Here is a 19,169-nt window from a genome sequence, read left to right as displayed (position 1 = left end):
TCTCAGGTAGCTGTCAGGCCGCGACCGGCGCGGGCTGGAAATCGGCCAGCTGCGCATCCATCGCGCGCTGGAAGGCGGGCCGCGCCATGCCGCGCGCGACATAGGCGGCCAAAGTCGGGCGCGAGAGCACCAGCTCGCTGCGGTCGGCGTTGCGGAGCACCGTGACCATCGCGATGTCGGCGACGCTGAACGCCTCGCCCAGCCATTCCCGCTCGCCCAGCGCATCGACCAGGCGATCAAGCTTCTTGCCGATATCCTCCAACAGGCTCGGCCGGCGCAGCTTCGCCCATTCCTCGTCCTTGGAGAACAGGCTGACATTGCCCAGCTCGAACAGCCCCGGCTCGACGCTGTTGAGCGCGGCGAACACCCAGGCGATGCTCGTCGCGCGCTGCTGCGGGTCATGCGACAAAAGCCGCGTGTCCTTCTCGGCGAGATGGAGCAGAATCGCCCCGCTCTCGAAGATCTGGACATCGCCATCGTGGAGCACCGGTACCTGGCCCCAGGGCTGCTCCTCGAAATACCAGGCCGGCTTGGGCGGGACCGGGCTGATCAGCCTGGTGGCATAGGGCAGGCCGATTTCTTCGCACGCCCAGCGCGGCCGCAGGTCGCGGACATAGCCGCGGGCGAAATCGGGCACCCAGTTGAGCGCAGTGATCTCGATGGTCATGGCTCAGCCCCTCGCCGCGGCTTCGATCGCCGCGATGTCGATCTTCTTCATCGTCATCATCGCCTCGAAGCCGCGCCGCGCGGCCTCGGGATCGTCGCCGAAGTTTATCTCAATCAGCCGGCGCGGGGTGATCTGCCAGTTGAAGCCCCATTTGTCCTTGCACCAGCCGCACATCGACTCGGCGCCGCCATTGCCGACGATAGCGTTCCACAGCCGATCGGTTTCTTCCTGGTCCTCGGTGAGGATCTGGAAGGAGACGCTCTCATTGGGCTTGAAATTGGGGCCGCCGTTGAGGCCCGCATAGGCCCGCCCGGCGAGGGTGAACTCGACGACCAAAGCCGCGCCTTCCTTGCCGCTCGGATTGTCGCCCGGTGCGCGGTGCACCTTGCCGACCTTGCTGTCGGGCAGCAGCGAGACGTAGAAGTTCGCGGCCTCCTCGGCCACATGGTCGAACCACAGGACGGTAGTGATCTTGTCTGCCATCGGTCCTCTCCTTTGGACTCTGAAGTGTCGAATATCAGCCGGCGATCGGGATCAGCGCGCGGACGCGCGGGTCGCGGAGCCACAGTCCGCCCCAGGCGATCACGCCGAGATAGACGCCGAACAAGGTGTGGCTGAACAGCGGGTTGCCGACGCGCCATTGCATCGCGACCGCGCCGCCCAGATAGCCGGTGAGCAGGATCGCCCCGAGCACCGCGGTGCGCGGCACGGCATAGAGTATCCCGCACACCGCCAGGATCAGCCCGAGCTGCTGGTACAGCCCGGTATCGGCCGGAATCCCCAGCGGCGGGCTGTTGGCGATCATCATCGCGGGGGCGATCAGCTTGCCGCCTGCGTCCATCGCCAGGAACAGCAGGACCAGGCCGCTCAGCACCCAGCCGATGATGCGCTCGCGCTTCATGGGCTCAGGCCGGCTCATGCGCGGGGCCTTCGGGGAAGGCGGCCATCGCGGCTTCCATGTCCATGAACATCGGCTCGAAGATATGGCCGTCGAGATCCTCGAAGTTGCGGCCGTACATGAAGCCCATGTCCTGCGCGTCGCGGGTATCGGCCTTGCCACCCGCCTTGCGCGCTGCCTCGACGATCGCATCCACGGCATCGCGGCTGTCGCGCGAGATGCAGATCAGCGCTTCGGTGACGCTGTGCGCGTCGGCGATCGGCTTGGAGGTGAAGGTCTGGAAGAAGTCCTTCGACAGGATCATGAACACGATCGTGTCGCTGAGCTGCATCGCCGATGCCTGCTCGTTGCTGAAGCGGTCATCCTTGGTGCAGCCGATTGCTTCGTAAAAGGCCGTCGACTTGGCCACGTCGCTGACGGGCAGGTTGACGAAGATCATCTGGGTCATTTTCTCTCTCCTGGGATCAGTAATTGAGCGAGGGGTACCAGCTGGTCCCCCGGCCCTCGGGGGTTGAATCGAGGATCGTCCACAGCGGCATCAGGTCGGGCGCGCCGCGCGGGTCCTGTCCGGGATCCGCGCTGTCGGGACCCATCTCGCCCGCCCAGAACAGCCGGATCGTGCCGTTCCGTCTGGTGAAGACCATGAACTGCGGGATGTCGCTGCCGTCGGGCGCGATCGATCCATAGTCGCGGCTGAAGTCCTGGCTCGCGTCCGAATAGAGCGGCAGATGCTGCCAGCCGCGCTCGGCCTTGAACGCCTTGAGCTTGTCGATGCCCGAGCGCGCAATCACCGCGAAGCCGGCGCGCTGCGCGATATCGGGCACTTCGCCGTCCCACGAAGACAGCAGCGAAGTGCACATCGGGCAGGGCCGCTCGCGCTGGGGGCCGAACATGTACGTGTAGACCACCAGGCTATCGTGCGCGCCGAACAAGTCAGCGAAATAAACCGGGCCGTGCTCGCCCTCGAACATATAGTCGCGGGTGACCTCGGGGCCGGCCGGCAGCGCGCGGCGCTGCTCGGCGACCGCTTCGATCTGGCGGCGCAGGTCGATCTCCGCGGCGAGCAGCGAAGTACGCGCCGCGCGATAGTCTTCGGACTCTCCCGGCCAGCGTGTCGTCTCACGCGTGGCCAGCTCTGCGGCGGGAACCAATGGCATCGAACTAAACCTCCGCTTTGGGTGGTCAGCGAATCGCTTGCTTGATCCTGATGCCCGACTGAGTTATTAAAAGCAACCATGGAGTCACAAAAAGTAACTGACAACGATTTCGGCAAGGCGCGGCGCTGGTATCAGGACGCGTGCGGCACCGCGCTGGCGATGGATCTGATCGGAGAACGCTGGTCGTTGCTGATCGTTCGCGAGCTGCTTCTGGGCCCGCGTCGCTTCGGCGAAATCCGCGGTGCGCTCGAAGGGTTGAGCGCCAATATCCTGACGCAGCGGCTCGAGGGGCTGGAGAAGGCCGGCATCCTGCGCCGCAAGCAGCTGCCTTCGCCGGTCAATGCCCAGGTCTATGAACTCACCAAATGGGGCGCCGCGCTCGAAGAACCGATCTTCGCGCTCAGCCGCTGGGCAGCGGGATCGCCCGCGCACGATGTCCGCCTGCCGCTCAGCAACGGCGCCTTCATGCTCTCGCTGAAGACGATGATGGCGCGCGAGCCCGCGCGGGATTTGTCGATCGACTTGGGCTTCCGCATCGGCGGCGAGCCGTTCCGCGCGGCGATCGTCGACGGCGGCCTGGTGATCGAGCGCCGCGATCCGGCGGGTGCCGACGTGATCTTCGAAGGCCAGCCGACCTTCCTCGCCGCGACCTTCTACGGGCCGGCACCGCTGACCGAGTCGATCCGCGAGGGGCGGGTGGTGGTCACCGGCGACATCGCGCTCGGCCAGCGCTTCGTCGACCTGTTCGGGCTGCCCAGGTTCGAGAACGATTAGCTAGGCCCGTCCTCATGCCAGGCCGTCACCCCAAGCTGCTCCCCGGCGAAGGCCGGGGTCCAGTTGCAATGCCGTTCGAGAGGTTCACGCGCCTAACGACAGACGTCGAGGCTGGGCCCCGGCCTTCGCCGGGGAACAGGAATGCTTCCGCCGCCCCTTGCAATGTAGGATTTCGCCTGCTTGCCTCGATCTGCCGTCGGCCGCTCTTTGACCCTGTAGGAAAAATAGGATCCCGCTCGCGCAAGGATGTTGCGAGACGCGCGGCGTTCCTCCGAACCGAGTCAACCTAAGCGCCGCGAAAACCCGCTTTGGGCCCGTACTTCGTGACCTTTGCCGAGTCGGTGCCGCGCCCGATGTAGGACGCGGCTAGACCCGCCCGCAGAATCCCGGCTTGCGATCGCCCATGTCCCAGCAGCCGTCGAGGATCATCGTCTTCAGCGACGCGCAGCTGCGCTGGGGGCCGCACTGGCCGTCGGGATTGACCACCGAGCATTGCCGCGCGAGCAGCGACGCCTTTTGCCAGCCGATCTTAGAGGCGCAGGTCGAGCTGTCGTCGCGCCAGTTCCAGCGCTTCTCGCGCGGGCGGTGATAGATCGGGCGCGGCGGCGGCGCGGGGCGCCAGCCCGGCTCCGGCGTCCAGCGCTCGGGCTTGCGCAGATAGCGGCGATAGGCGGTGGCGACGCAGTCCGCCGTCTCGCAGGCGTCGCGCTCGCTTGCCAGCGCCTGGAGCTGCTGGCGCTGGACCCAGAGCTGCTGGCGGCTCGCGCCCTGCCGGTCTTCCGCCCATTGGTTGGCGAGCGTGCGGTGCAGCCAGTTCAGCCCCTTATTGTCACACACCAGCCACTGGCCGCGGCGCAGCGCGCCCTCGCAATAGGGCACGGCGACAAGCCAGTCGGGCTCGCGATCGACCGGGCGGACGATGGGCGGAGGGCGCCGCGGGGGCGGAGGAGGTTGCTGGCCCCAGTCGCAGCCGGCAAGCGGCGCGAGCAGCGCCAGGAACAGCAGCTTCCAGTTCATCGACTTCCCCAAGAGACGAAAGAATCGGTTTTGCGCGCGACCGTTGCTTTGACGTCATGATCCCATGAAAGCCGATTCGAGGAAAGGGCTTGCGACGGAAGCCGCCGATCACGCGTTTTGCGTGATCCCCGTTGCAGTGCGGCACGCGAGCATCTAGTCGCTCACGCGACAGAAGGACGAAGACATGGCGGACATCCCCAACACCCAGCCCGACAGCCGGGAAACCACGATCCTCGAAGCGCCCGACAAGATGGTGAAGGTGCGCGACCTGTTCGGGATCGACAGCGATCTCGAAGTGCCCGCGTTCAGCGAGGCGGATGAGCGCGTACCCGACATGGATCCGGCCTATGTCTTCGATGCCGACACCACGCTCGCGATCCTGGCGGGCTTTGCCTATAATCGCCGCGTGATGGTCCAGGGCTATCACGGCACCGGCAAGTCGACGCATATCGAGCAGGTCGCGGCGCGCCTCAACTGGCCGTGCATCCGCATCAACCTCGATGCGCATATCAGCCGTATCGACCTGATCGGCCGCGACGCGATCGTGCTCAAGGACGGCCAGCAGGTCACCGAGTTCCGCGAGGGCCTGCTCCCCTGGGCGCTGCAGACGCCGACCGCCTTGGTGTTCGACGAATATGACGCCGGCCGTCCGGACGTGATGTTCGTGATCCAGCGCGTGCTTGAGACCGAGGGCAAGCTGACCCTGCTCGACCAGAACCGCGTGATCCGCCCGAACCCCTATTTCCGCCTGTTCGCCACCGCGAACACCGTGGGCCTGGGCGACACCAGCGGGCTGTATCACGGCACCCAGCAGATCAACCAGGGCCAGATGGACCGCTGGAACATCGTGGTGACGCTCAACTATCTCCCCGCCGCGGTCGAGGCGCAGATCGTCCTCGCCAAGTCGGGTGATTTCGACAAGCCCGGCGGCAAGGAGCTGGTCGAGAATATGGTCCGCGTCGCCGACCTGACCCGCAAGGGCTTCGTCAACGGCGACATCTCGACGGTCATGTCGCCCCGCACGGTGATCACCTGGGCGCAGAATGCCGAGATCTTCAAGGATGTCGGCTTCGCCTTCCGGCTGAGCTTCCTCAACAAGTGCGACGAGGCGGAGCGCGCGCAGGTGGCTGAATATTACCAGCGCGTGTTCGGCAAGGACCTGCCCGAAAGCGTGGTCGCCAAGGCTTGAGCGACACGCCGGAAGACGATCCGCTCGACCCCCGCCGCTGGACGGCGCGCGGGGGCGAGGGCGGGCCGATCACCGGCGACGAATATGCCTATCTGAAGGACCTGGTGCACAGCCGGATGGGCGTCGGGAATTGCGAGCCCGATCCGCTCAACGCGCCGCCGCTGGCGCCGAAGCGCGGTTGGTGGCGCCGGCTGCGCGAGCGATTGCGGTTTCGCTAAGCATTCACGGATTGTGTTGCAAAAACTGCAATCACGATAGCCTGGCGTGCAGGCCGATTCCGCTTGTCCGCCGCCGTGGGAAGCGTAGATTCCATCTCGTTCGGAGCATTTGAGGAGCAGGGACTAGCGACGTTGGCATGAGCTTTCGGATTGTGTCGATCCAGTGGATCGCACGCGATTTGGTTGCCGCTGTGTCGTCCCGCCTGCGCCCTTCCCTCGGGAAGTATGCATCCGCCCGACCCACCCATCCCGATCGATACCCGCGTCGAGCGAGCTCGGCCGCGTTCGGCCCTGCGCGGGCGGCATATCCGCCGTCCCGCCACGAACGACCGCATCTGGGGCGGACTTTCCCCAAAGGGAGAAGAACAGGTGGCATATGAATCGGAGAATCCAGCGGAGGCGATCGGCCGTACCATGGGCCGCGTGGTACGTGGCGGCGGTGTCGGCCGTCGCATTGGCCTGGGCGTGGTGGCGATTGTTCTGGCCTGGGCGGCGATGACCAGCTTCGCACGCGTCGAGCCGGGCCAGGTCGGCATCCGGGTCAACAACATCGCCGGGGGTGTCTCGGCCAACTCACTCCCGGTCGGCTGGTATTTCGCGCCGCCGGGAACGCATATCTACCAATATCCGGTGTTCACCCGCACCTATACCTGGACCGCGGCAGATACCGAGCAGACAGCGGTCAATGAGAGCTTCAACTTCCAGGACAAGAACGGCCTGTCGCTCAAGGCCGATGTGGCGGTTTCCTACCATGTCGATCCGCAGCGCGCCTCGATCCTGTTCCAGCGCTATCGGACGGACATGGACCAGATCATCGCCGGGCCGCTGCGCAATGCGATCCGCAACGCCATCGTCGAGCGCGCGGCGCAGCTGGGGGTCGAGGAGATCTACGGCAGCCACAAGGCCGAGCTGATCGCCACGGCGCAGCGCCGGGTGCAGGGCTTCTTCGCGCCGGTGGGGCTGCAGATCGAGCAGATCTACTGGGCGGGCAACATCGTGGTGCCGGACAGCGTGCTCGCGCAGATCAACGCCAAGATCGCCAACGAGCAGGCGGCATTGGCCGCGCAGGCGAATGTCGCGACGGCCCGCGCCAATTCCGATGCACGCATCGCCAAGGCCAAGGGCGACGCAGAGGCTATCCAGGTCGAAGCGGAGGCGATCCGCACCAATCCGGAGATCGTCAAGATGCGCGCAGTGGAGAAATGGAACGGCGTGATGCCCACCTATATGGGCGGCGGCGCGCCGATGCCGTTCCTCGATGTGAAGTGAGTTGAGAGGGCCGCGCCGGGAAAACCATCCCGGCGCGGCTTTCCTTTGGCGGAACGCCGCGGCTATAGCGCTGGCAAATGGCTGCCGACTCTCCCCTCGAACGCTTCCGCAATGTGTTGGGCGGCGCCGTGCGCGCGCTTTCGGGCGAGCATGAGGCCGAGCTGAGCTTCACCGGCGAGGCGCCGCGCCAGGACGGGCGCCAGATCAAGGTGCCGACGCCGTCGCGCACTTTGCCCGCCGAGGAAGTGGCCGAGGCGCGCGGCTTTGCCGACAGCTTCGCGCTGCGCCTGCGCCACCACGACAATGCCCTGCATCTGAAGGCCGCGCCCAAGGAGCCGGTGGCGCGCGCGGTGTTCGATGCGGTCGAGACCGCGCGGGTCGAGGCGCTGGGGTCGCGCGGCTATGCCGGCATTGCTGCCAATCTCGACCACGCGCTCGAAGTTAAGCTGCGCGCCGATCCGATCACCCGGGCGCGCAATCGCGAGGAAGTGCCGCTCTCCACGGCGATCAGCCTGATGGTTCGCGAGCGCCTGACTGGGCGCGAGTCGCCCGGCGCCGCGGCACTCGGCATGGCGCTGATCCGCGACTGGATCGAGGAGCGCGGAGGCTCCGATCTCGATGCGCTGGCGCTGGCGATCGACAACCAGCAGGCCTTTGCCTCGCTCACCTCTAAGCTGCTCCAGGATCTCGAGCTGACCGAAGGCGACCTGATCCCCGACGAAGCCGATGACGGCGGCGGCGAGGACGAGGGCACAGAAGACCAGGACGAGCCCGGCGACGAGGAAGGCGAGGACCAGTCGAGCCAAAGCGAGGGCCAGGCCGAGGCGCGTGGCGAGCAGCGCGACTCCGATGAAGGCGAGGACGGCGAGCAGCAGCAGTCCGACGCAATGGAGGATGGCGACGGCGAGCCCGGCGACGAAGGCGATGAGGGCATGCTGCCCGTACGCCCCAATCGCCCATGGAGCGACCTGCCGCCGCAGTTCGAGTATCGCGCCTATACGACGCAGTTCGACGAGGTGATCGCGGCCACCGATCTGTGCGATGCCGAGGAACTGGATCGCCTCCGCTCCTATCTCGACCAGCAGCTGCTCCATCTGCAGGGCGCGGTGACCAAGCTTGCCAACCGGCTCCAGCGCCGGCTGATGGCGCAGCAGAACCGCAGCTGGGACTTCGACCAGGAAGAGGGCCTGCTCGACGCGGCGCGGCTGGCGCGCGTGGTGGTCAACCCGATGCAGTCGCTTTCCTACAAGATGGAGAAGGACACCGAGTTCAAGGACACGGTGGTCACGCTGCTGATCGACAATTCGGGCTCGATGCGCGGGCGGCCGATCTCGATCGCCGCGATCAGTGCCGACATCATGGCGCGCACGCTGGAGCGCGTCGGCGTGAAGACCGAGATCCTCGGCTTCACTACGCGCGCCTGGAAGGGCGGGCAGTCCCGCGAGAAGTGGCTGACCGATGGCCGCCCCGCCCAGCCGGGCCGCCTCAACGACGTGCGCCACATCGTCTACAAGCAGGCCGACGAGCCTTGGCGCCGCGCCAAGAAGGCGCTCGGGCTGATGATGCGCGAGGGGCTGCTAAAGGAGAATATCGACGGCGAGGCACTGCTCTGGGCGCACCAGCGGCTGATCGGCCGCAGCGAGGACCGCAAGATCCTGATGGTGATCTCGGACGGCGCGCCGGTCGATGATTCTACCCTGTCGGTGAATTCGGGCTCCTATCTGGAGCGCCATCTGCGCCAGGTGATCGGCTGGATCGAGGCGCGCTCGCCGGTCGAGCTGGTCGCGATCGGCATCGGCCATGACGTGACGCGCTATTACAGCCGCGCCGTGACGATCATGGATGCCGAGCAGCTGGCCGGCACGATGGTCGAGCAGCTGGCGGCACTGTTCGATACGGAATGAAGATCGCGCCGCCCGCGGGTGGCTTTGAGGGGCCGATCAAGCGGTCGGTCACGATTGCCGGGCACCAGACTTCGATCAGCCTCGAGCCGCTGTTCTGGGATGCGCTGGAGGCGGCTGCGACGGAGCGGTCGTTGCCGCTTAATGCCTTGGTCGCGGCTATCGATCATGCCCGGATCTCGGGCGAGGATCCGCCCAACCTCGCCAGCGCGATCCGTACCTGGTTGCTGGCGCAAACGCGCGCTTAGGCAAGCATTCCGTCCAGGGCGGGCGACAGGTGTTCCGCGAAGCCGTTCCCTTCGCGCACCACCATATGCGCCGCCAGGCCTTCGCGTTCGGCCAGCGCCATGCCCTCGGGCCCAAGCACGCTCAGTGCGGTCGCCCAAGCGTCGGCGAGCATGCAGCGCGGGTGCAGCACGCTGACCGAGGCAACCCGGTTCTTCAGCGGGCGGCGGGTGCGGGGATCGAGCGTGTGGGCATAGCTGCGCCCGTCGTGCGAGAAGCTGCGGCGATAGTCGCCCGAGGTGGCGATCGACAGGCCGTGCAGGGCAACACGAAGCGTGACCAGCGGGCTGCCGGGCACGGGCTCGAAATCCACCCACCAGGGCTGGCCATCGGGCTTGATGCCTTCACCGCGCAGCTCGCCGCCGACTTCGATCAGGAAGTCGGGGATCTCCATGCTGCGCAGCATTTCGGCCACGCGATCGACACCGTGCCCCTTGGCGATACCGGAGAAGTCGAGTGCGGCGAGGGCGGTGCGGCGGGCGCGGCGGTCGTCCTGCTCGATATGGGCGCGGCCAGTGATTGCTGCGGCGATCTCGGCGTCACCGGGAAGGCCGTTGCGCGGGCCGGGCGGGCCGAAGCCCCAGAGGTCGACTAGCGCGCCCATGGCCGGATCGAAGGCGCCTTCGCTCTTCTCCGCAATGTCGAGCGCGGCGGCGAGCACCTCGGCGAAACCGGCGGGCAGAGGCTGCCATCGGCCCGGCTCGCTGCGGTTGAAGCGGGAGAGCGCCGAGGCCGGGTCCCAATGACTCATCTCGGCGACGACGCGGTCGAGCTCGGCCTGGATGCGGGCGGCGATACCGTCGGGCGCGGCGACGATGCGGGCCGACCAACTGGTGCCCATCGTCTCGCCGGCGCAGGAAATAACCGGGGCTCCCGCCTGGCGGCGATGGAACGCCGCAGGCGAGAGCCCTTGGGGAATTGCGATACGGATCAGCCGAGGACCTCGACCGTCATCGCATAGCTGGCGCGGCGCTGGGGCGGGCCCATCGGTGCGCGCGGCCCTTCTCCCTGCATGCCGGGGCCACCCGGGCCACCCGCGCCGGGGCCGCCGGGACCACCGGGGCCGCCTTCAGCGCGGGGGGCGCCGATGCTTGCGCTCACCCACCACATGCCGGGGGCCGGCCACTTGATCGTGACCTTGCCGGCAGCATCGGTCTTGAGCTCGAGCTGCTGCATGCTCGGCGCGTAGCGCACGCCACCGTTGATCGCACTGACCGAGATGCCGGCGGCGGGCTTGCCGTCGAGCAGGAACTGGAAGGTCGCGGCATCCTGCACCGAAAGATCGGTCGGGTGCGAGACGGGTACCATCTCCAGGCCCTTGCCGGTCGGCTTGAACACCGTGTCGTTGGGCACGCCCGAAGTGACGAAAGTCTCGACACGGCTGTTGTTCTCGGCGGTCCAAACCTCGGTGGCGCCTGCCGGGATCGCTTGGGCCAGCGTATCCGTGGTCGTGCCGCGCGGCAGCATCTTGCGCTCGCCGTCGAGCATGTAGCTGCCCATCACGCCGTTGTTGAGCACGGCGAGCTTGTACGTGCCCTGCGTGGCGAGATGCAGGTCGAAGGTGAGGCGCAGCTTGCCCTTGCTGAGATTCTCGACCTGGACATTGGTGCCGTCCGGCGCGATCGCGATCGGCGTCCAGGGCTGGCCGGGGTGGTCCGGATAATAGAGATCGGTCGACAGTGCTGCATCGACGGTGACCCAGGCGTCCCCGCCGTTGAAGTTGGTCGCCGACGGCAGCAGCCAGCTGCGCGGGGCGGCGGCGGCGATCTGCGGCACGACCATTGCGGCAATCGCAACGGCGGTGGTGAGCGGATGGCGGAAGAACTGCATGCGGATCCCTCCTGTTAGCGGTGTGCGGCGACGGCGACGGCGCCGAGCTCGCCCTTGCCGGCAGCCTTGCCCGCGCCGGCACCATTCGCGCCGATCGTGACCGGCACGCGGACGACTTCACGGCCACCGCCTTCGCGTGCGGCTTCGACCACCAGCGTATAGGCGCCCGCACCCAGAGCCGGGACCTTGCCGCGGCCGCCGACGAAGCTGATCTTGTGCGTGCCCGGCGCGCGCGTGGCGCCCGAGACGCCGTCGGCCGGCAGCGTCAGCGTGCGGCCCGAGGCGCGCCACCACATGCGCACGTCCGACAGCCACTTCTTGCCTGCGTCGTTGCGCTTGTTGACGTCGTACCAGACGGTGAGCGTGGTGGTGGGGCCGCCGGCCTTTTCCAGCCAGACCGCGACATAGGGCTTGTGATATTCGGCGACGTTGATGCGCGGCAGGGTCAGCGTGACGTCGAGCGTCTGCGCGCCCGCAGCGGCCGGGAAGGCGCCGCCGATCGCGGCGAGGGTCAGGCCGGTGATACGGAACTGCATGGAACGGTCCTTCTCAGTGGATCAGGAAAATGGCGATGAGCGCCGGGATGACGAGGCCGGCGATGACGATCGGCCAGGTGCTCTTGCGATGTTTCGAGTGCATCCACAGCAGCACCAGTCCGGTGAGCGTGAACACGATGCAGGCGACGACGAAGATGTCGATGAACAGCTTCCACCAGCCGCCCGAGTTGCGGCCCTTGTGGAGGTCGTTGAGATACGCGATCCAGCCGCGGTTGGTGGTCTCGCTGGTGACGGCGCCGGTGGCGCGGTCGATTGCGATCCAGGCGTCGCCGCCCGGGCGCGGCTTGGCGAGGTAGATCTCGTCAGCGGACCATTCGGCGGTGCCGCTCGCCTCGAGCTTGACCTGGCCCTCGATCCACTTCGCGACATCGGCCGGGATCGGCTTCTTGCTGTCGGGCTGGTCGTCGTTCTTCACCTTGGCGAATAGCGCGGGCGGCAATTGCGCGGCACGATCGAGCGACTTGGGAGCGCCCTCGATGTCGCTGGCGTGGTTGAGCGTGAAGCCGGTGATCGCGAACAGCATCAGCCCGACCAGGCTGATCGCCGAGCTCATCCAGTGCCAGGTATGGAGCTGCTTCAGCCAGAAGCTCTTGCGAGCGCGCTTTGCTTTGGCCTTGGCCTGATCTGCCTGGGCGGTAGGGGCGTGCATGTCGGGTGAGCGATTCCGGTTCGATTCGATGCCGGTCCGTAACGCGAACGATTCGCAATTGCAAACCTCGGGCCCCGGTTTTGGTGATAGATTCTGCGTGGCGTGGCGGGCGGATGGGGCGACCAAGACGCGCAGAATTGCGTCCCGGTCCGACACGCCTTCTCGCAGATGCAGCAAGGTTGCGCTGCAATGCAGCTACGAATGTTTCTTGCCGAGTTCCAAGAAATTACGCAGCTTCCCTTCCAGAAAAGACTTGGGGAGGACTGGATGTCGGGACTTTATATCGACCTGGCGGTGATTTGCGGACTGGGCGTGATCGCCAGCCTGGGCGGCATGTACATGATCCTGCGCGCCACGCCGGCCCGGAGCACCGATCCGGAAGCCTGACGCCTGTGTCCTGAAATGCGAGAGCCCGGCCGGTCACCAGACCGGCCGGGTTTCTCTTTATCAGCGGCCGAGCAGCACGCGCGCCTGGCCAGCGATCTGCGCCAGCATTGCGGCATTGGGCACCGCGGACTGGCGCGCACGGCGGACCAGCGCGGAGAACTGATCGACGCGTCCGGCATTGGCCCGGACCCAGGCATCCACCCCAGCCTGCGGCTCCTCGCCCTGGCCGCGGGCCAGGAAATCGAGGCGGATCTGCTGGAAGTCGCGGGCGAGCCCCGCGATCAGCAGGCGCTCCCACACATCGCCGGTGGTGATGCGCGCCGCAGTCGACTGGGCCCAGTCGAGGCCGAGCGCCTGGCCGAGCGACGTGAAGGCGCGGGTTAGCGGGGTAACCTCGAGGCCCATACGGACGCTGAGATCGGCCAGACCGACGGCACCGTCGAGTTCGAACAGCTTGACCACCTTGGCGACCAGCTCGCTCGGCGCGCCGGCGGCTTCGAGGCGCGAGGCGATGCGGTTCGACTGCGCCTTGACCTCGTCCAACAGCAGCCCCTTGGCGGCCTTGTCGAGCGCATCGATGCCGGGCTTCAGGCGCGCGATCACTTCGGCCGGGCTGGCGCCGGGCTTGCAGACGCGCAGCAGGTCGGCGACCTGGCCGCGCACCGCGACTGCCATCTCGTCGAGCAGCGCAATGCGCGCGCCTTCGGAGATTTCGGCGGTCTCGACCGCTTCCCAGATCGCGGGCAGGCAGAACAGCCGCTCGGCGACGACGTACATGGCCGCGATATCGGCCATCGCCGCGCCTTCCTCTTCGGCAAGCTCGAAGGGATGGAGCACGCCGAGGCGGTTGATCACGCGGTTGGCGAGCTTGGTGGCGACGATCTCGCTGCGCAGGCGATGCTCCTCGATCGCCTTGCCGAAGCGCTCTTGCATCGCCTTGGGGAAGGCGTTGCACAGGTCGCTCTCCAGCGCGGGATCATGGCCGAGCGCGGCATGCTCGATCGCATCCTGCAGCGCCAACTTGGTCGAGGCGAGGAGGACGGCGAGCTCGGGGCGGGTCAGGCCATTCTTGTCCTGCGCGCGGCGGAGCAGGTCCTCGTTCGAGCCCAGGCCCTCCACGGCGCGGTCGAGCCGGCCCGAGCCTTCGAGGATCTCGATGACGCGGACATAGCTCGGCAGCGCGACATAGCCGTCATTCTCCATGAAGGAGAGCGCGAGCGTCTGCAGGCGGTTGTCCTCGAGCACCAAATGCGCGACGTCGTCGGTCATCGAGACGAGCAGCTGGTTGCGATCCTCGAACTCAAGACGGCCCTCGATCATCTCGCGGTTGAGCGCGATCTTGATGTTGACCTCGTTATCCGAGCAATCGACGCCGGCCGAATTGTCGATGAAGTCGGTGTTGATCCGTCCGCCAAGCGAGGCGAAGGCGATGCGCGCCGCCTGGGTCACGCCCAGGTTCGCGCCCTCGCCGATCGCCTTGCAGCGCAGATGCTCGGCATTGACGCGCAGGCGGTCGTTCGCCGGGTCGCCGACATCGCCGTGGCTCTCGGAAGCCGCCTTGATGTAGGTGCCGATGCCGCCGAACCAGAGCAGCCCGACCTGGGCCTTGAGGATCGCAGTGATCAGCGAGGTCGGATCGAGTTCGCTTACGTCGAGGCCGAGCAGCTTCTGCACTTCGGGCGAAAGCGGGATCGACTTCTCGGTCCGCGGGAACACGCCGCCGCCCTTCGATATCAGCGCGGGGTTATAGTCCGCCCAGCTCGAGCGCGGCAGCGCGAACATGCGGTCGCGCTCGTCCCAGCTCTTCGCCGGATCGGGATCGGGATCGAGGAAGATGTGGCGGTGGTCGAAGGCGGCGACCAGCTTGATCGACTTCGACAACAGCATACCGTTGCCGAACACGTCGCCCGACATGTCGCCACAGCCGGCGACGGTGACGGGCTCGGACTGGATGTCGGTGCCCATTTCGAGGAAGTGGCGGCGGACCGAGACCCAAGCGCCCTTGGCAGTGATGCCCATCGCCTTGTGGTCGTATCCGTGCGAGCCGCCCGAGGCGAAGGCATCGCCCAGCCAGAAGTTACGCTCGATCGCGATCGCGTTGGCGACGTCGGAGAAGGTCGCGGTGCCCTTGTCCGCGGCGACGACGAAATACGGATCCTCGCCGTCGAGGATCGTCACACCCTCGGGGTGGACGACCGCGCCCGAGACGATGTTGTCGGTGATCGACAACAGGGTGCGGATGAAGATCCGGTAGCTCTCGGTGCCCTCGGCGAACCAGGCGTCGCGGTCGGTGGCGGGCGAGGGGAGTTGCTTGGGGTAGAAGCCGCCCTTGGCGCCGGTCGGCACGATCACTGCGTTCTTCACGCGCTGCGCCTTCATCAGGCCAAGGATCTCGGTGCGGAAGTCGTCGCGGCGGTCGGACCAGCGCAGGCCACCACGCGCGACCGGGCCGGCGCGCAGATGGATGCCCTCGACGCGGGGCGAGTACACCCAGATCTCCCGCCACGGGAGCGGGGCGGGGAGGCCCGGCACCTTGGCCGAATCCATCTTGAACGCCAGCGCCTCCCTGGCGGCGGGCGCATAGGCATTGGTGCGCAGCGTCGCGAGGACGACACCGCGGATCGTGCGCAGGATGCGGTCGTCATCGATCGCCTGGACCTGTGCCAGCCCCGTCTCGATCGCGGCGGTAGCGGCCTCGACCGCCTTGTCGTCGCCGGCACGCGCCGGATTGTGTGCGGCGTCGAAGCGCTCGATCAGCGCATTGGCGACACCGGGCGCACGGCGCAGCGCGTCGACCACCGTGGCCATGCCATAATTCATGCCGGTCTGGCGCAGATAGCGGAACCAGGCCCGGAACAGCACGACGGACGCCGGCGCCATGCCCGCCTCGACGATCAGCCGGTTGAAGCTGTCATTCTCGGCATTGCCTTCGAGGACGGCGGCAAGCGCGTCCTCGATTACCGTGACGTCGCCCTTCAGCGCAGCCGCGGACACGGCGAAATCATGGACGAAGGCGCCACCGGTCAGCTCGGTCGGCACTTCCTCGATCACGCGGAAGCCGAAATTCTCGAAGGCGGGCACCGCGTCGGACAGCGCCAGCGCGCCGCCCTGGGCATAGAGCTTCACACGATATTCGCCGGCCTTGCCCGCGACCGGGGTGATCCGCGCCGAGCGGTCGCCGGGCCCATCGAGCTTGGCGAAGCACAGGATGTCGCGCGCCGCCTCTTCGGGGGTGGCGGTGGTACGATAGGCGGGCGGGAAGGCCTGGGCATAGCGCAGCGCCAGGCGGGTGGCGCCGGTGACACCGGCCTCCTCGCTGAGCGCGGCTTCCACCGCAGGCACCCAGCCGCGCATCATCCGCTCGAGCTGGCGGTCGAGCGCATCGGCATCGGGCATGGTGCCGCCCTGACGCAGATCGAGCGTGTAGCGCATCAGCGCGACTTCGCCGTCTTCGAGCGCGATCGACCAGTTGATGATCTTGGCGTTGGCCGCCTCGGCGAGCATGCCGCCCACCGCTTCACGGCGCGTAGTGGTGACTTCGTCGCGCGGCAGCCAGACAAAGGCGAACAGATGCCTGCCGAGCAGGCTCTTCACCAGCACCAGCTTCGAACGCGGCCGATCGGCGACCGACATCGAGGTGAGTACGAGATGCTCGAGCGAATCGGCGTCGAATGCGGTGGTCAGGTCGTGCGGCAGCGCGGTGAGCGCATGCGTCATCGCCTTGCCGGTATGGCCCTTGGGATCGAAGCCGAACTTGCGCTCCAGCCCTTCGAGGCGGGCGCGCAGCACTGGCACTTCGTCCGGATCGGCGAACAGCGCCGCGCTGGTCCACAGGCCCGCATGGATCGACAGGCCGGTCACGTCGCTGCCGGTGGTGATCGGCACGACGACGATGTCGAGCGGCACGCGGCGGTGGATCGGCGAGATCGAATTGGACTTGAGCAGCAGCGGCGCCTCGCCGCCCTGCTTGAAATAGGCGACCGCGGCCTTGCGCGACGCGTCCGCCAGGATCGGCGTTTCGAGCTCGTGCTTGGCGATGCCGAGCTGATTGTCGCGGGTGCCGTCGGTGCGCCAGGTTTCGTGCGCGAGCAAGGTCATCGCGCCTTCCTGGAACCAGCGCAGCAGCTTGGTGCCTTCGCGCGAGCCGACGGTGGAGGCGTCGGCGCCGATCGCGCTCTGCAGCGCACGCCAGTCATGCACGGCGTCGCGGGTCTGGGCGAGCGTGCGCTCCAGTTCGGCGGCCAGGTTGCGGCGGGTGCGCGCATCAGCGCGCTCCATCTCGATATAGATCATCGATTCGGGCTTGCCCGTCCCGATCGATTCAAGCTTGCCGGCGGCGTCGCGCTCGACGGCAATGACGGGGTGAATGATCCGGTGGACAGCGATGTCGTGCGCGGCAATCGCGCCCGAGATCGAATCGACGAGGAAGGGCATGTCGTCATTGACGACCGCAAGCCGCATCCGGCGGCTCTCATCGCCCTGGAAGCTCTCCAGCGCGACCTTCGCGGTATCGGGGGGGCGCACTGCGGCGGCTTCCGCGACGAAATTCGCCGCTTCGGCCCGCTCGGCCTCTCCGAAATCTTCCAACTCTCCTGGCAGCGCCCCTTCGAGCAACCGCGCCTCGAACGCCTGCGTCAGCGACGTCATCATGTTCTTCATGAGAGCAAGGCCTACGCCTGTGCGGTGACCGGCTCAAGACTCGTGCGCAAGAAAATTACAATCATGCGGACATTACGGAGGAAGCGCACGAAAGTGTCGGCGAGACGGGCGATAAAAGCCTAGGCAGCGGCCTTGCGGACGGCGCGCTCGGTGAGCGGCTCGTCTTCGACGCGGGCGACGATGTCGAGGCCCCGCTTGCCGGCGCGGGCCAGCAGCACGACGAACTCGCTGTTCGCGGGCATCTCGATGTCGACATGCGCCAGCGGCGGACGGCTGCGCAGCTCGGCGGCGATCTGGGCGAACATGTCGGGCTTGGGTGCCGGGCGGCGGAAGTCGCGCTCGGCCTTTACCACACCCTTGATGCCACCTTCGGCAGCGTCGAGGAACGCATCGAGCCCGCCCTGCGGCACATGGGCGCGCTTGGCATGGCTGAGCACCGCGGCGAATTCGGTGACGCGGGTCTTGTCGTAGTCGGCGCCGAAGACGAGCTTCACGGCGGGCGTCATCGGCGCGCGTGCCTGGACGGTCAGCCCGGCATCCTCGAGCAGTTCGGCATAGGTCTCGGCGTCGTCGTCCGAGGCGAGCGCGAAATCATAGGCACGAGCGAGCGCGCGGTAGAGCGCCGAGCGGCTGCGCGTGTCCGATGCGCGGGCGGCGGCTGCCGATTCGCGGGCGAGCAGCAGCTTGTCGGCCAGGCTGGCATCGTTGGCGATCGGCGAATCGAGCACCAGCGGCTCTTCGGCTGCCACGGCCGGAGCCAGCTCGCTCGGTGCGAAGCCTGCGCTCGGGCCATCGGCCCAGACGGGCGCGGCAACCAGGCTGCGCGGCGCTGTGCGACGGGCTTCCTCGACTTCGGCTTCGAGCCTGGACTGGGTCTCGGCGTCGACCAGTTCCTTCCAGTTGATCACGCCGTAGATGAAGTCGATCGTGCTCCGATCGGCGTCCGCATCGGACGAGAAGGGCATCAGGATGCCGCGATAGAGCGTGTTGTGCCCGCGCGAGCTGACGAACTCGGCCTCGAAGCCGATCGGCGCGCGATTGGCGATGATCTGGAGATAATGGTCGGTCAGGCGCGAGAGGAGCGAGCGGCTGGGCACCTGGTTCACATGGGTGATCGAGGTGTCGAGGCCGGTCTCCTCGCGCAGCGCGCGGCCGAGGAAGCGAATCGCGGGATCGTCGACGCCCTTGGAGAAGTCGAGCAGCACGGAGTGCGCACCGAAGTCGATAATGTTGTCGGGATCGAGATCCTCGATCGCCGGATAGGCGCGGCCGTGGAGCAGCGAGACCCAGTGATTATAGGCGCGCACGTGCATGCGGCGCTCGTCATTGCTGATTTCCAGCGCCCGATCGTTGACGGCGTCGTCCGCGCCGTTTTCGGGATGCGAGTCGAGCGGGTGGTTGATGCCGCGCGCCATATCCATGCCAAATGCTCCACTCGGGGCAACAGGCCCCTTTGTATTTGTAGGACGCCTTGTGCCCGCCATGTGGTAAACGTCGCGTAAAGGCGGGGTTTTACGGGGGTTTTCGCGACAACGCTTTCGCAACGCTTGTCAGCTACAAAACATGCTGGTAAGCGCGCCGCTCCTTCGGGGCTCAGCGCCCCGGATTGGCCGCCTTAGCTCAGCTGGTAGAGCATCGCATTCGTAATGCGGGGGTCACAGGTTCGAGTCCTGTAGGCGGCACCACCCACTTTATAGCGTTGAAACAAAGGC

General features: G+C 66.9%; 18 protein-coding genes and 1 tRNA gene. 7 read left to right on the top strand and 12 right to left on the bottom strand.

What is annotated here, in order from left to right; all coding sequences use genetic code 11:
- Window positions 1–13: 13 nt before the first annotated feature.
- The 5 genes from HZY97_RS08570 to HZY97_RS08550 are packed head-to-tail and all read right to left on the bottom strand — an operon-like array spanning window position 14 to window position 2,722.
- Window positions 14–667 (bottom strand): glutathione S-transferase family protein, encoded by a 654-nt coding sequence (locus HZY97_RS08570; RefSeq protein ID WP_180142564.1) that lies wholly within the window; start codon window positions 665–667, stop codon window positions 14–16.
- 3 nt (window positions 668–670) lie between these two features.
- Window positions 671–1,150: a VOC family protein gene (locus tag HZY97_RS08565; protein WP_180142562.1), complete on the bottom strand. Its 480-nt coding sequence runs from the start codon at window positions 1,148–1,150 to the stop codon at window positions 671–673.
- Window positions 1,151–1,184: 34 nt separating this feature from the next.
- Window positions 1,185–1,568 (bottom strand): DoxX family protein, encoded by a 384-nt coding sequence (locus HZY97_RS08560; protein WP_218942971.1) that lies wholly within the window; start codon window positions 1,566–1,568, stop codon window positions 1,185–1,187.
- Between the two features lie 4 nt (window positions 1,569–1,572).
- Window positions 1,573–2,013: a VOC family protein gene (locus HZY97_RS08555; RefSeq protein ID WP_180142558.1), complete on the bottom strand. Its 441-nt coding sequence runs from the start codon at window positions 2,011–2,013 to the stop codon at window positions 1,573–1,575.
- Between the two features lie 16 nt (window positions 2,014–2,029).
- Window positions 2,030–2,722, bottom strand: a complete 693-nt coding sequence (locus HZY97_RS08550; RefSeq protein WP_180142556.1) for a DUF899 family protein — start codon at window positions 2,720–2,722, stop codon at window positions 2,030–2,032.
- A gap of 78 nt (window positions 2,723–2,800) precedes the next feature.
- Between HZY97_RS08550 and HZY97_RS08545 the strand changes: the two genes are divergently transcribed.
- A complete protein-coding gene (locus HZY97_RS08545) occupies window positions 2,801–3,496 on the top strand; it encodes a winged helix-turn-helix transcriptional regulator (protein ID WP_180142554.1) in 696 nt (231 codons plus the stop codon).
- A 366-nt stretch (window positions 3,497–3,862) separates the two neighbouring features.
- On the opposite strand, the gene HZY97_RS08540 is transcribed toward HZY97_RS08545, so the two are convergent.
- A complete protein-coding gene (locus tag HZY97_RS08540) occupies window positions 3,863–4,513 on the bottom strand; it encodes a hypothetical protein (RefSeq protein WP_180142552.1) in 651 nt (216 codons plus the stop codon).
- Window positions 4,514–4,697: 184 nt separating this feature from the next.
- Between HZY97_RS08540 and cobS the strand changes: the two genes are divergently transcribed.
- The 5 genes from cobS (at window position 4,698) to HZY97_RS08515 (ending at window position 9,338) form a co-directional block, all read left to right on the top strand.
- Window positions 4,698–5,702 (top strand): cobaltochelatase subunit CobS, encoded by a 1,005-nt coding sequence (cobS, locus tag HZY97_RS08535; RefSeq protein WP_180142550.1) that lies wholly within the window; start codon window positions 4,698–4,700, stop codon window positions 5,700–5,702.
- A complete protein-coding gene (locus HZY97_RS08530; protein WP_180142548.1) occupies window positions 5,699–5,920 on the top strand; it encodes a hypothetical protein in 222 nt (73 codons plus the stop codon). The genes cobS and HZY97_RS08530 overlap by 4 nt, the downstream gene beginning before the upstream one ends.
- Window positions 5,921–6,289: 369 nt before the next feature.
- A complete protein-coding gene (locus HZY97_RS08525; RefSeq protein ID WP_373684323.1) occupies window positions 6,290–7,189 on the top strand; it encodes an SPFH domain-containing protein in 900 nt (299 codons plus the stop codon).
- 77 nt (window positions 7,190–7,266) lie between these two features.
- On the top strand, window positions 7,267–9,093 hold the full coding sequence (cobT, locus tag HZY97_RS08520; RefSeq protein WP_180142546.1) for a cobaltochelatase subunit CobT: 1,827 nt from the start codon (window positions 7,267–7,269) through the stop codon (window positions 9,091–9,093).
- Window positions 9,090–9,338: a ribbon-helix-helix domain-containing protein gene (locus tag HZY97_RS08515; RefSeq protein WP_180142544.1), complete on the top strand. Its 249-nt coding sequence runs from the start codon at window positions 9,090–9,092 to the stop codon at window positions 9,336–9,338. Before cobT ends, HZY97_RS08515 begins: the two co-directional genes overlap by 4 nt.
- Here HZY97_RS08515 and HZY97_RS08510 read toward each other — a convergent pair.
- The 6 genes from HZY97_RS08510 to HZY97_RS08485 form a co-directional block, all read right to left on the bottom strand.
- The gene (locus HZY97_RS08510) at window positions 9,335–10,216 is read right to left on the bottom strand and encodes an FAD:protein FMN transferase (protein WP_180142543.1); all 882 of its coding nucleotides are present in this window, start codon (window positions 10,214–10,216) and stop codon (window positions 9,335–9,337) included. The two genes, HZY97_RS08515 and HZY97_RS08510, sit on opposite strands and share 4 nt — an antisense overlap.
- An 89-nt stretch (window positions 10,217–10,305) precedes the next feature.
- The gene (locus tag HZY97_RS08505; RefSeq protein WP_180142541.1) at window positions 10,306–11,205 is read right to left on the bottom strand and encodes a DUF4198 domain-containing protein; all 900 of its coding nucleotides are present in this window, start codon (window positions 11,203–11,205) and stop codon (window positions 10,306–10,308) included.
- Between the two features lie 14 nt (window positions 11,206–11,219).
- Window positions 11,220–11,741, bottom strand: coding sequence for a DUF2271 domain-containing protein (locus HZY97_RS08500; RefSeq protein ID WP_180142539.1), 522 nt, complete (start codon window positions 11,739–11,741; stop codon window positions 11,220–11,222).
- Window positions 11,742–11,754: 13 nt separating this feature from the next.
- A complete protein-coding gene (locus tag HZY97_RS08495) occupies window positions 11,755–12,411 on the bottom strand; it encodes a PepSY-associated TM helix domain-containing protein (protein WP_180142537.1) in 657 nt (218 codons plus the stop codon).
- 447 nt (window positions 12,412–12,858) lie between these two features.
- Entirely contained in the window at window positions 12,859–17,457 is a 4,599-nt protein-coding gene (locus HZY97_RS08490) for an NAD-glutamate dehydrogenase domain-containing protein (protein ID WP_180142535.1), read from the bottom strand.
- Window positions 17,458–17,576: 119 nt separating this feature from the next.
- On the bottom strand, window positions 17,577–18,878 hold the full coding sequence (locus HZY97_RS08485; protein ID WP_180142533.1) for a hypothetical protein: 1,302 nt from the start codon (window positions 18,876–18,878) through the stop codon (window positions 17,577–17,579).
- A gap of 188 nt (window positions 18,879–19,066) precedes the next feature.
- Here HZY97_RS08485 and HZY97_RS08480 point away from each other — a divergent pair.
- Window positions 19,067–19,142 (top strand) — tRNA-Thr (locus HZY97_RS08480).
- Window positions 19,143–19,169 lie beyond the last annotated feature (27 nt).

Origin of the sequence: Sphingomonas sp. R-74633, from assembly GCF_013416555.1 — a bacterium.
In the GTDB taxonomy this organism is placed as follows: domain Bacteria; phylum Pseudomonadota; class Alphaproteobacteria; order Sphingomonadales; family Sphingomonadaceae; genus Sphingomonas.
This window is presented reverse-complemented; position numbering and strand designations above follow the sequence as displayed.